Source organism: Rhizobium brockwellii (assembly GCF_000769405.2).
Taxonomy (GTDB): Bacteria; Pseudomonadota; Alphaproteobacteria; order Rhizobiales; family Rhizobiaceae; genus Rhizobium; species Rhizobium brockwellii.
Map to the genome: position 1 here is coordinate 1,820,343 of NZ_CP053439.1, position 12,605 is coordinate 1,832,947.

10 protein-coding genes are annotated in these 12,605 nt (G+C 62.9%); 6 read left to right on the forward strand and 4 right to left on the reverse strand.

What is annotated here, in order from left to right; translation table 11 throughout:
* Window positions 1-92 precede the first annotated feature (92 nt).
* Genes cysG through RLCC275e_RS09275 form a run of 5 tightly spaced genes read left to right on the forward strand, consistent with a single transcriptional unit; the run spans window position 93 to window position 5,298 of the window.
* The gene (gene cysG, locus RLCC275e_RS09255; protein WP_033182764.1) at window positions 93-1,529 is read left to right on the forward strand and encodes a siroheme synthase CysG; all 1,437 of its coding nucleotides are present in this window, start codon (window positions 93-95) and stop codon (window positions 1,527-1,529) included.
* A gap of 2 nt (window positions 1,530-1,531) precedes the next feature.
* Window positions 1,532-1,846, forward strand: a complete 315-nt coding sequence (locus tag RLCC275e_RS09260) for a DUF2849 domain-containing protein (protein ID WP_003539416.1) — start codon at window positions 1,532-1,534, stop codon at window positions 1,844-1,846.
* Window positions 1,847-1,854: 8 nt separating this feature from the next.
* Window positions 1,855-3,525: a nitrite/sulfite reductase gene (locus RLCC275e_RS09265; protein WP_033182565.1), complete on the forward strand. Its 1,671-nt coding sequence runs from the start codon at window positions 1,855-1,857 to the stop codon at window positions 3,523-3,525.
* A 10-nt stretch (window positions 3,526-3,535) separates the two neighbouring features.
* Window positions 3,536-4,048 carry a DUF934 domain-containing protein gene (locus RLCC275e_RS09270; protein WP_003539420.1) on the forward strand — a complete coding sequence of 171 codons (513 nt, stop codon included), beginning with the start codon at window positions 3,536-3,538 and terminating at the stop codon, window positions 4,046-4,048.
* A gap of 38 nt (window positions 4,049-4,086) precedes the next feature.
* Window positions 4,087-5,298: a UbiH/UbiF family hydroxylase gene (locus RLCC275e_RS09275; protein ID WP_033182566.1), complete on the forward strand. Its 1,212-nt coding sequence runs from the start codon at window positions 4,087-4,089 to the stop codon at window positions 5,296-5,298.
* Here the strand turns inward: RLCC275e_RS09275 and RLCC275e_RS09280 are convergent.
* The 4 genes from RLCC275e_RS09280 to RLCC275e_RS09295 form a co-directional block, all read right to left on the reverse strand.
* Window positions 5,266-6,228, reverse strand: a complete 963-nt coding sequence (locus tag RLCC275e_RS09280) for an AEC family transporter (RefSeq protein ID WP_033182567.1) — start codon at window positions 6,226-6,228, stop codon at window positions 5,266-5,268. The genes RLCC275e_RS09275 and RLCC275e_RS09280 overlap by 33 nt on opposite strands.
* Window positions 6,229-6,509: 281 nt before the next feature.
* On the reverse strand, window positions 6,510-7,445 hold the full coding sequence (locus RLCC275e_RS09285; RefSeq protein WP_033182568.1) for an MBL fold metallo-hydrolase: 936 nt from the start codon (window positions 7,443-7,445) through the stop codon (window positions 6,510-6,512).
* 418 nt (window positions 7,446-7,863) lie between these two features.
* Window positions 7,864-8,655: an SDR family NAD(P)-dependent oxidoreductase gene (locus tag RLCC275e_RS09290; protein WP_003559189.1), complete on the reverse strand. Its 792-nt coding sequence runs from the start codon at window positions 8,653-8,655 to the stop codon at window positions 7,864-7,866.
* Window positions 8,656-9,281: 626 nt separating this feature from the next.
* On the reverse strand, window positions 9,282-10,811 hold the full coding sequence (locus RLCC275e_RS09295; RefSeq protein ID WP_033182569.1) for an aldehyde dehydrogenase (NADP(+)): 1,530 nt from the start codon (window positions 10,809-10,811) through the stop codon (window positions 9,282-9,284).
* A 540-nt stretch (window positions 10,812-11,351) separates the two neighbouring features.
* Between RLCC275e_RS09295 and RLCC275e_RS09300 the strand changes: the two genes are divergently transcribed.
* On the forward strand, window positions 11,352-12,437 hold the full coding sequence (locus RLCC275e_RS09300) for an NAD(P)H-dependent flavin oxidoreductase (protein WP_033182765.1): 1,086 nt from the start codon (window positions 11,352-11,354) through the stop codon (window positions 12,435-12,437).
* Window positions 12,438-12,605 lie beyond the last annotated feature (168 nt).

Sequence of the window (12,605 nt, forward strand, 5' to 3'; positions counted from 1 at the left end):
AGAATACCTGCTTGCTTGGGCTTTCGAATTTCTGTTCCTTCAATCCCTTGTCGATCAAGGGCATATTCCGGCAACTTCGAAGTGGATTTATGATGCCTTCCAAGACTGAACAGCTTTCGGTATTTCCCGCCTTCTTTCGCGTGGAAGGCCAGAAGACGGCTGTCTTCGGCAATGGCGACGAAGCTTTCGCCAAGGTGCGGCTGCTGCTGAACACAAAGGCGCGGATCATTGCCTATGCCGACCGGCCAGAAGCCGATTACCATGCCTTCCTGATCGCCAACCGCATCGAGACCATGCGCGCTGCCTTCTCCGCCGAACAGGTCGAGGGTTCAGCACTCGTCTTCGCCGCAACCGGCAATGAAGCTTATGACCGCAGCATCGTCGATGCCGCCCGCGCTGCCAGAATTCCGGCCAATGCCGTCGATCAGCCCGATTACTGCGATTTCTTCACGCCGGCGCTGGTCAACCGCGCGCCCGTCGCCGTTGCGATCGGCACCGAAGGGGCAGGGCCGGTTCTGGCGCAGATGATCCGCGCGCAGATCGACCAGCTTCTTTCGCCCTCGCTCGGCCGTCTTGCCGGTCTGGCGACGAGCTACCGCAAGGCCGTCGAACAACTGGTTCCCAGAGGCGTCTCCCGCCGGGTCTTCTGGCGCCGCTTCTTCTCCGGTGCCGTTGCCGATGCGGTCGCCAACGGCAACCTGCCGCAGGCCTGCCATGCGGCTGACCGGTTGCTGCACGCGATGGACAAGGTCGCCGGCCACGTCTGGCTGGTCGGCGCCGGTCCGGGTGCCGAGGATCTTCTGACGCTGCGCGCCCAGCGGGTGATGATGGAAGCCGACGTCATCGTCTATGACGCGCTGGTGCCGCAGGCGATCGTCGATATGGGCCGCCGCGATGCCGAGCGGCTTTCCGTCGGCAAGCGCAAGGGCTGCCACTCCAAGTCCCAGGAAGAGATCAACGACCTGCTGGTCGATCTCGGCCGCCAGGGCAAGCGCGTCGTCCGTCTGAAATCCGGCGATCCGCTCGTCTATGGCCGGGCAGGGGAAGAGATGGCGGCACTGCGCGCTGCCGGCATCACCTATGAGGTCGTGCCTGGTATCACCTCGGCTTTCGCCGCCGCTGCCGATTTCGAGCTGCCGCTGACGCTGCGTGGCGTCGCCTCCTCGCTGGTCTTTACCACCGGCCATGATCTCACCGGCGACGTGCTGCCCGATTGGGCAAGTCTTGCCGTTTCCGGCGCGACGATCGCCGTCTATATGGGTCGCACGGTTGCCGCCTCCGTCGCCGAGCGGCTGATGCAGGCGGGCATTCCGTCTGAGACTACCGTTGCCGTCATCGAAAATGCCAGCCGCGCCGATCGTCGCCTGCTGCATGGCACGCTCGCCGATCTGCCCGATCTGCAGCACCGCGACGAATTGACCGGGCCTGTCATGGTCATCATCGGCGATGCGGTCGCCGGCGCCAATTTCGAACTGTCCGAGCCCCTGGTGCGCGCAAACGCCCGGCTCGAGGAACTTGCAAGGAGCTGAATATGGGTGACAAGGTTCTGACCGCCAACCGGCTGACCGACGGCATTGCCGTCTGGCTGGATGCGAACGGCAAGTGGTCCACCTCGCTGCAGGAGGCGCTCGTTGCCCGTCATGCCGAGGCCGAAGCGGCGCTGGAGGCGATCGGCAAGAAATCCTATGCCGACAACGAGGTGGTTGACGTGGCCGTCGTCGACGTTCAGGAAACCAACGGCATTCTCTGGCCGCTTCGCCTTCGCGAGCGCATCCGCGCGCAAGGCCCGACCATGGAATATGCCCCGGGCTACGCTCCTGCCGATCCCGAATTCATTGCAGTCTGAGGAAGACGATGTACCGTTACGACGAATTTGACCATGCCTTTGTTACCGAGCGCGTCGAGCAGTTTCGCGATCAGGTCGAGCGCCGCCTTTCCGGCGAACTCGCCGAGGACGCGTTCAAGCCGCTGCGCCTGATGAACGGCGTCTACCTGCAGCTCCACGCCTACATGCTGCGCATCGCCATTCCCTATGGCACGCTGAGCTCGCGCCAGCTGCGCATGCTCGCCCATATCGCCCGCACCTATGACCGCGGCTATGGCCACTTCACCACGCGCCAGAACCTGCAGTTCAACTGGCCGAAACTGTCCGACATTCCCGATGCGCTCGCCGATCTTGCCAGCGTCGAGATGCATGCGCTGCAGACCTCGGGCAACTGCATCAGAAACGTCACGGCCGATCACTTTGCCGGTGCCGCCGCCGATGAGATCGCCGATCCGCGTCCCTACGCCGAAATCCTGCGCCAGTGGTCGTCGGTCCACCCGGAATTCTCCTTCCTGCCGCGAAAGTTCAAGATCGCCGTCACCGGTGCCGAGCGCGACCGCGCCGCAATCCAGGTCCATGATATCGGCCTGCACGTAAAGACGAACGACAAGGGCGAGATCGGCTTTGCCGTCTATGTCGGCGGCGGCCAGGGCCGTACGCCGATGATCGCCAAGCTGATCCGCGACTTCCTGCCCGAGGAAGACCTGCTCTCCTACACCACAGCCATCGTGCGCGTGTACAATCTGCACGGCCGCCGCGACAACAAGTACAAGGCCCGCATCAAGATCCTCGTGCACGAAACCGGCACCGAGGAGCTGACGCGCCAGGTGGAAGCCGAATTCGCCGCGCTGAAGGATACCGAGCTCAAGCTGCCGGAAAAGGACGTGCAGTCGATCGCTGCCTATTTCGCGCCGCCTGATCTGCCCGAGCGCACCGAAGGCTGGGAAAACCTTGCCCGCTGGAAGAAGGCCGATTCCGGTTTCTCCCGCTGGGTCCAGCAAAACGTGCAGCCGCACAAGAACCCCGATTACGGCATGGTGACGATCTCGTTGAAGCCGATCGGCGGCATTCCGGGCGACGCCTCGGATGCGCAGATGGACGCGATCGCCGATCTTGCCGAGGAATATGCATTCGACGAAATCCGCGTCAGCCATGAGCAGAACCTGATCCTGCCGCATGTGGCGCTTGCCGATCTCGAAGCCGTCTATCGCGGCCTCGTCGCCATCAATCTGGCCGAAGCCAATGCCGGCCTGATCACCGATATCATTGCCTGTCCCGGGCTGGACTACTGCGCGCTCGCCAATGCGCGATCCATTCCGCTGGCGCAGGAAATCTCCCGCCGCTTCGGCGATGCCGAACGCCAGGCCGAGATCGGTGAGCTGAAGATCAAGATCTCCGGCTGCATCAATGCCTGCGGCCATCACCATGTCGGCCATATCGGCCTGCTCGGTGTCGAGAAGAAGGGCGCCGAACTCTACCAGATCACGCTTGGCGGCTCCGGCGACGAACATACCTCGATCGGCGAAATCATCGGCCGAGGCTTCGAGCCGGACCGGGTGACGGACGCGATCGAGACGATCGTCGACACCTATCTCGGCCTGCGCCTCGATCAATCCGAGAACTTCCTCGCCGCTTATCGCCGCGTCGGACCGCAGCCTTTCAAGACTGCGCTCTACGGCTCGGCCGCCGAAGCGGCATAAGGAGGGGATGATGACGAAGATCTGGAGAGAAACCGGTTTTGTCGAAAACGATCCCTGGGTGATCGAAACCGACGAGGTGAAGGCGACCGAGGAGCAGAAGCCGCTGCTCGGTCTCGACGAACTGATTGCCAAGGCCGACGAAAGCAACGATGTGGGCCTCGGCGTGCTGATCAAGCCGGCCGACGACGTGCGCCGGCTGGAGCCCTATCTCGATCGCCTCGAAATCGTCGCCGTCGCCTTTCCGGCTTTCAACGACGGCCGCGCCTTCAGCCATGCCTCGCTGCTGCGCCAGCGCCTCGGCTACACCAATGAGCTGCGTGCCGTCGGCGACGTGCTGATCGATCAGGTGCCGCTGATGCTGCGCGTCGGCATCGACAGCTTTTCCGTCACCAACGCCACGGCGCTGAAGCGGCTTTCCGAAAACCGTCTTCCCGCCATTCCCCATCATTATCAGCCGGCGGTGCGTGACGCCGAAGCCGGCAAGGGCTATAGTTGGCGCCGTCAGGCGAAGCCGGCCGCATAAGCGGCTGGTCAGCCGTTTTACCTTGACGGAACGGTAGCATGAAGAGATTCGAAGTAGCGGTGATCGGTGGCGGTCTCGCCGGCATGATCGCCGCAATCGCGCTGGCGCGTGGCGGTCGCAATGTCGCGCTGGTGGCACCCCTCGCTCCGAAGGAGGATCGGCGCACCACGGCGCTGATGGATCAATCGATCCGCTTCCTCGACCGGCTGGCGCTCTGGGAAAAGCTCCGTCCCGCAGCCGCTCCTCTGACCAGCATGCGCATCGTCGACGGTACCGATCGACTGCTGCGCGCGCCGACCACCACTTTCCGCGCGGCCGAGGTCGGCCTCGATGCCTTCGGCTACAATTTCCCCAACAAGGCGCTGAACGGCATTCTCGAAGAGGCTGCCGCCGGCGAGGGCAATATCACCCGTTTCACCGATATGGCCGAATCGATCGACATATCAGCCGAGGCTGTCTCGATCCGCATTACTGGCGGCGAGACACTGTCGGCCGATTTTGCCGTCGGCGCCGATGGCCGCGGCTCGAAGCTGCGCGAGACCTCCGGCATTGCCGTGCGCAACTGGTCCTATCCGCAATCGGCCATGGTGCTGAATTTCGCCCATTCGCTGCCGCACCAGAACATCTCGACCGAATTCCACACCAAACACGGCCCCTTCACCCAGGTGCCGCTGCCGGGAAGCCGCTCCAGCCTCGTCTGGGTGCAGGATCCCGCTGAGGCGGCGAGCCGCGCGGAGTTGCCGCTTGCCGAGCTCGGCGCCCTTGTCGAAGCGCGCATGCAGTCCATGCTCGGCAAGGTTGATGTCGAGGAGGGCGTCCAGGTCTGGCCGCTCTCCGGCATGATGGCGCATCGTTTCGGCAAGGGGCGAAGCGCGCTGATCGGCGAGGCCGCCCATGTCTTCCCGCCGATCGGGGCGCAGGGGCTGAACCTCAGCCTGCGCGATATCATGGCGCTCACCGATATCCTCTGCGACAGGGCGGAATTGCCGGTGCCGGCCGATGCCGGTGAAAGCTTCGACCGCAGGCGCCGCGCCGATATCATGACGCGCACGGCCAGTGTGGATATTCTCAACCGCTCGCTGCTTTCGGATTTCCTGCCCGTCCAGATGCTGCGGGCTGCCGGCCTGCATATCCTCTCGGCCATACCGCCGCTGCGCAACATCGTCATGCGCGAGGGCATCGAGCCCGGCGGCGGCTTTCGCGATATTCCGGATGCGCTACGGGAAAAGCTGAAGCGGAAGAAGGCCTGATCGGATCACGATCAACCAGAGCGAAACCGTCACCACCGAAAGCACCGTCGTGATCAGGATCGTCGCCGAGGCGCGCTCCTGCCAGACGCCGTATTGCTGGCCAATGACGAAGACGTTGGTCGCCGTCGGCAGCGAGGCGAGCAGCACGGCCGCCTGAATCCAGACCGGCTCGAAACCACCAATCGCCGTCAGCGCAACGAAAACCGCGATCGGATGCAGGATCAGCTTCGCCGGCACGATATAGGAGATCTCGGCCGGGATCCGCTTCAGCGGCCGGAGCGCCAGCGTCACCCCCATGGCAAAGAGCGCGCAGGGCGCCGCCGCCTGGGCGAGATAATCGACCAGGCGCTGAAACGCCTGCGGCTGGTCGATGTGCAAGGCGGCTACGGCAAAGCCCAGCGCTGTCGACAGGATGAAGGGATGCAGCGCGACCTTCCGGACGATATCGGCGACAAGTTGGCCTGTTGAACGCTTGTCGTCGCCGGCTGCTGCCATCAGCGCCGGCGCCACGATGAAATGCAGCGCGTTTTCGAAGCAGATGATCAGCGCCACCGGCACCGCCGCGCCATCGCCGAGCGCCAAGAGTGCCAGGCCCGGCCCCATATAGCCGATATTGCCATAGGCGCCGGCAAAGGACTGGATGGTGCAATCGGCAAGCGAATTGCCGCGCACGACGCGGCCGATGACGAAAAGCAGGATGAAGACCGCATAGGTCGCCGCGATGTCGGTGACAATGAAATCGACGCGCGTCAGCTCTTCGATCGGCGTGCGCGAGACGAGCTTGAAGAACAGAGCGGGCAGGGCGGCGTAAATGATGAAGGTGTTCAGCCAGCCGAGCGCTTCGGCCGGCTGCTTGGTTGCCTTGGCGGCGATGTAACCGATTAGGATCAGGCCGAAGAACGGCAATAACAGGCTGACGATATCGGCCAAGAGGTCTTCCAGTACGCGGGGATGATCGGCGGGTCAGGATCTGACTTAAGCAATTCCAGCAAAAGTGTGTAGCGGTTTTGCGTTCGGAATTGCGCAGAAACAAGAGCAATTCCAGCAAAAGTGTGTAGCGGTTTTGCGTTCGGAATTGCGCAGAAACAAGAGCAATTCCAGCAAAAGTGTGTAGCGGTTTTGCGTTCGGAATTGCTCAAAAAACAAACCGGTAGAGCGTGGACTCATTCACGCGATGAGTACACGCTCTAAGATCCCAACCCAACAACCGGTCAGTAGTCCCAGAAGGCCGCTACCCAGCGAAAGGCGTCGCCGTCGGCCGCCACCCGGCCGACGGACGGGAACGGCAGGTGAGTGGCCACCAGCTGCTCGCCGGTATCCGCCAATTCCCGCAGAAGACGCAGGCGAACGCGGACTGCCTCCTCGGGGTCGTGTTCGAAGCCATTGTACCAGTCGGGGTGTTCGAACCCGACCGCAAACACGGCGTCGCCGGCAAACATCAGCCTGTCGCCGCCGGACGCCAAGCGGATCACGCTGTGCCCGGGGGTGTGGCCGCCGGTGCGATGGACGACCACGCCCGGCGCCACCTCGTAGTCGTCATCGAACAGCCTGAAATGGCTGCGATACTCTTTGGCGAACCGCTTGGCGGTCGCCCGAAGCGCGTCCGGGAACCCCGGCGGCATGGAAACCCGGGAGAAATCGGGCGCCTCCCAGAACTTGACCTCGGCGGCGGCCACGTGGATCCGCAGGTCCGGACGCAGCTGGTCCTTCACCCCGTCGACGAGCAGCCCGCCAATATGGTCCATGTGCATGTGGGTCAGCACCACGTCGGTCACCGACGCAAGATCGATGCCGGCGGCTTCCAATCGCTTGATCAGCTGCCCGGCCCGTGGCAGGTGCAAGTCCGGGTCGATCCCCAGCCCGGCGTCGAGGAGTATGGTCTGATCGCCGCTGCGCACCACGACCACGTTCAGCGCCCAGTCGAAAGCGTCCACTGGCAGGAACATGTCTTTCAGCCAGGCCGCTCGGACGGTGGGATCGATGTTGTGTCCCAGCATCGCGGTTGGGAGCGGTAGCACGCCATCGCTGACCACCAGCACCTCAATTTCGCCGACCCGCACCGCGTAGCGCGACGGAACCAATTCGTCGAGCCGAGGTCTGCCGGTGTGTGCAGTGTTGTCCAGGCTCATCTTTGTCTCAAGGTTCATGTTCGTCTCCTTCTGACCGCCGCCTTAAACACGGCATCGACGACGCTACATGGAGGCGTGTTTGCGATCGATTGGGTCGAGGGATAAGAGCGGGTGGGGCCGAGGGACAGGGCAAGCCATACCACGGCATAGGTGCGGGCCGCGCTTTTTACTGCCGGCGGCGTGCTGATGAGCGCGGAGTCGATCAGCTCAGCGAACGCGGCAAGCCTATAAATGGGCTCGCCACAAATGTCACTTTTGAAAGTCGAGGCCGGACATGATGCCGTTTTCCACGCTGCCGGAAGGCACCTTGCCGGGCCAACGGACCATAGCGGGCGCGCGAAGCCGCTTCGGAAAGCTGCCAAATAGCCCGCCACTGCAGCGCATTGCGGAGACAACTTCCGACGAAGACGGTGCAGTGGCCGGTCGGTAGAGTCCGTCAGAGCGTGTCGATCAGGCCTCCGTCAACGCGCATCGAAGCTCCAGTCGTTGCGGACGCCAAAGGGGAGGCCAGATAGGTGACGAGATTGGCAATTTCCTCAACGCTCGCGGCGCGTTGGATGATCGAACCGGCGCGGTGCTTCTTGACGAAGTCCGCCGCCACCTCCTCGATCGGTTTCCCTGTCTTCGCACGTTCCTCGGCGAGCATCGCCTCGACGCCTTCCGACAGCGTGGGGCCTGGAAGGACCGAGTTCACGGTGACGCCCGTGCCGGCCATGCGCTTGGCAAGGCCGCGGGCAACCGCGATGTCTGCGGTCTTGCTGACACCGTAGTGGATCATCTCGACCGGAATGTTAAAGCCGGATTCCGACGCGATGAAGATGACGCGGCCCCAATCGAGCTTCTGCATGCCCGGAAGATATGCGCGCGAAAGCCTGACGGCGGACATGACGTTCACCTGCCAGTGGCGGTCCCAGACCTCGTCGTCCGCATCGAAGAAGTCTAGCGGCTGGAAGATGCCCGCGTTGTTGATGAGGATGTCCACGTGAGGAACTTGGGCGACAAGAGCGTCACATCCGCCAGCGGTTGCGAGATCCGCCGCCGCCGCGGTGACGCTTCCCTTGGCGCCTTCGCCTTTCAGACGGTCGGCGGCCTTCGCGGTCTTTTCCTCGGACCGGCCGTTGACCACCACGTCCGCACCCGCCCTCGCGAGCTGGCGGACGATTGCATAGCCAATGCCTTCGGTGGATCCGGTAACTAGAGCGGTCTTGCCTGTGAGGTCGATCTGCATCTTCTGCTCCTGTGGGTTGGATGACAGAACGTATGAACTGAAGACCGGTCTCGCAACAGCCCACGATGCGGATAATGCTTCCCCTTCGGCTGCGCGCCGCTGAGCCTAGAGCCTTTCCGGGTTAGATTGAAGCATTCTGCCGGAGCAGGTTTTCGTCAGGGCAGAGGCGATTGGCGAAGGGCATACCTTTTGGTACCTCCGAGCCGATCGCCTCTGATCCTGGCGGAAAGATGCCCGGCCCTTCGGGTTGGCTGAAACGGGCCGGCTGATCGACCGGCCGGCTTGGCCGTAGAGCTTGGCTACGACGCGCGCCGGCCGGTCGACCATCCGACTCCGTTTGAGCCAACAGAATGCTTCAATCTAACCCGGAAAGGCTCTAGAACCGGAGTAGCTCTCGCCAGGTCTAGTCGAAGTCGCCGATGCGGCCGCCTGGAAGACAACGATCGGATCACCGTCTTCACCACGGCGGGCTTTCTTGACGCTTCACGACGAGAACGCCAGCACCGCTCAGATCATCGCGGGTGGCGGGAAAAGCTACGATGGCCGCCAGTGCGGGGGTAGTCTGATCTGTGTCGTGGATGCGCCGATCGCCTCCACGACGTTCCGTTGCTTGAGGCTAGAGGCGCTTAGAATAGTTTGAGCGGCTCGGGAAGCAGATCTATCAGAAAGTCCTGATAGGAGACCGGGCGCAGGAAGCGATAGATGGCCAACGTGCCGACGGACGTCGATCTCCCGTCCGATGTGGCTGGATAGGGTCCGCCATGGACCATGGCCGGGGATACCTCGACCCCCGTTCCGAAGCCGTTGACCAGAAGTCGGCCGGCCAGAAGCTCCAACTGCGAGATCATCGGCTTGGCGGCCCCGATGTCCCCGGCATCCACGTGCAGGGCGATGGTCAACTGACCCTCCAGGGATCCCACGACCGTTCGCAACTCCTCATCGTCACGGCAGCGGACGATCAGTCCCGACGCGCCGAAAACCTCTTCCTGAAGTTCCGGATTCGCGAGGAATGCAGCAGCGGTCGTCTCGAAGAGCGCCGCCGCGGCCTGATTGGGCGTTCCGTCTTTTCCCGCGGCCACCTGCGAGACGGAAGGCGATGACGACAGCCTTGCGACGCCATTGCAGTATGCGTCAAAGATGCCACCAGTCAGCATGGTTTGAGCCTGTGATTCCGAAAGCGCTGCGGCGGCACTCCCGATGAAGGCATCGAGGCCCGCACCCTCGACGGCGATGATCAGGCCAGGATTGGTGCAGAACTGACCGGCGCCGAGGATCAGAGAGGATGCGAACGATTTTCCGATCTCCGCCCCTCTGCTGCGAAGTGCGTTGGGATAGAGGATGACAGGGTTGATGCTGCTCATTTCGGCGTAGACAGGTATCGGCTGCTTCCGCTCCGATGCGATCTTCATCAGCGCGGTGCCGCCACGGCGCGAGCCCGTGAAGCCGACGGCGCGTATGCGGTGGTCGGCGACCAGGGTCTGACCGACCTCGAATCCTGCGTCGAACAAAAGCCCAAACGTCCCCCGCGGAAGGCCGCATGCTGCGACCGCGTCCGCGACGGCTCTGCCGACCAGCTCGGACGTGCCGGGATGAGCGGAGTGCGCCTTGACGACAACCGGGCAGCCGGCGGCGAGGGCGGAGGCGGTGTCACCGCCAGCTACAGAGAAAGCGAGGGGAAAATTCGATGCTCCGAACACCGCGACAGGGCCGAGAGCAACGTTTCGCAGCCGAAGGTCCGGCTTTGCAACTGGCCTGCGCTCCGCATCAGCCGGATCGAAGCGAAGTTCCTGAAACCTGCCGTCGCGAACCTCCTTGGCGAACAGGCGAAGCTGGCCGACGGTCCTGGCGCGCTCTCCTTCGATGCGGCCGCGTGGCAGGCCAGTCTCGTCAATCGCTCGCATGACGAGATCATCGCCGAGTGCGACGATGCCTTCGGCGATTGCTTCCAGGAACCGAGCCCGATCATCGAGCGACGTCTCCTTGTAGACCGGGAAGGCGTCCCACGCCAAACTTGTGGCCTCTTCCACCTGCTCCTTCGTCGCGCCCGCGAAGCTCGGTTCCATCGGGTTGCCGTTGGCGGGATTGATTGCGGAGAATGCTGCGGCCGCGCCGCGTACGTTCGCGCCGCCGATAATAAGGTCGCCGGAGAGTGTCATCGTGGATCCTTTCAAAATGAGAAGCCATGGCCCTCGCATGCTGAATGGAGGCTTTGCGTAAACCGTCTGCGTATGGCTGTCTATCTCACATAGGCATCGACGGCAGGCATGCCAACCCTTCGCTCATTAAAAGTATTACTTTTCAAATCATGCCAAATTCGGCGCGCATTGCGACCGCCGGATGCTGACGGCCGTAGACCAGTCCCGCTCCGATTCCCTGCGAAGCCCCGGTGATAACCGCGGTTTTATGCACGCTCATGCCTGCCTCCGGCTCGGCGACGCGGGTAGCCTTCGTTCGCATTGCGGCGCGTGCTCCCTCGATTGATGCGTTGACCGGCTGCGTGCCGGAAGCAGCCGGACAGTCTGCGTCGTCCTCCGCTCTGCCGGGACAATCGCGCCGAAAACCGTGCCACGATATTGTACGAAGGTGTCTCCGATACCTTCGGATCGGGGTGCCGCCTTGGGCACACCAAGGTACAATAGACGTGAGGAATGGCCGGAGGTATCACCCCAGCAGCACCACGAATGATTGGAGTTCACATGACTCGCTGGCCGGATCGCCGCATCCTCGATCTGTTCGGGATCGAGCTTCCCATCATACAGGCGCCCATGGCGGGGGCGACGACCGTAGACATGGTGGTAGCCACCGCCAAGGCCGGAGGGCTGGGTTCGCTGCCGAGCGCCTTGTTGAACGTCGAGGGGCTCCGCAAGGCCTTGGGGGAGATCCGCGCGGCGACCAAGGCGTCCGTCAACGTGAACTTTTTCGCGCACCTTTCGCCGGCCGACGATCCGTCAGCGCAGGCGCGCTGGAGAGCACTGCTTGCACCATACTATGCCGAAGCCGATCTCGATCCGGCTACGATAGTCGCGGGAGGCGTGCGTGCGCCTTTCGACCCCGCCTTCTGCGATGTCGTGGAGGATTTGAGGCCTGAGGTGGTGAGCTTTCATTTCGGGCTTCCGGCAAGGGAGCTCGTACAGCGGGTGAAGGCCACCGGCGCCAAAGTCGTTTCCTCCGCGACCACCGTCGCCGAGGCAGTATGGTTGGAAGCAAACGGAGTCGATGCCGTCATTGCGATGGGTTTCGAGGCGGGTGGCCACCGAGGCAACTTTCTGACAGATAACATGGCGACGCAGGTTGGCACGATGGCGCTCGTACCACAGGTCGTCGACGCAGTTGATGTTCCGGTCATTGCAGCGGGCGGCATCGCCGACGGACGAGGGGTGGCTGCCGCACTGATGCTGGGCGCTTCCGCCGTTCAGATCGGAACGGCATACCTGTTCTGTCCGGAGGCGCGCATTCCCGACGTCCACGCTGAGGCGCTGGCCGCCTCGAGAGACGACAGCACTGCGATTACGAACGTGTTTACCGGTCGTCCGGCGAGGAGCGTGGTCAATCGGCTCGTGCGCGAGCTTGGCCCAATCTCGGAGGGCGTTCCTGCATTTCCAACGGCGGCCGCCGCGCTTGCCCCTATCCGAGCGAAGGCGGAGGCGGACTCGCGCGACGATTTCACGAATCTGTGGTCGGGACAGGCCGCAAAACTCGCTTTGAGGACAGGCGCAGAAACGCTGACTCGTGAGCTCTATTTAACGGCGCTTGACGTTCTCGATCGGCGCACGTCCTTCTGATGGGAACTTTTGTCAATTCTACCTATCCGCGGGGAGCGGTCTGCCGCAACGCAAACCTTCACCCGGCAGTTCACAACGACCAGTTTGATGAAGGCCGCCGCGTCTCCTCCCGGTCGAGCATTCGAAGATGCTGGCCGGTTACCAGAAACTGACCTTTGGGTAAGAAGC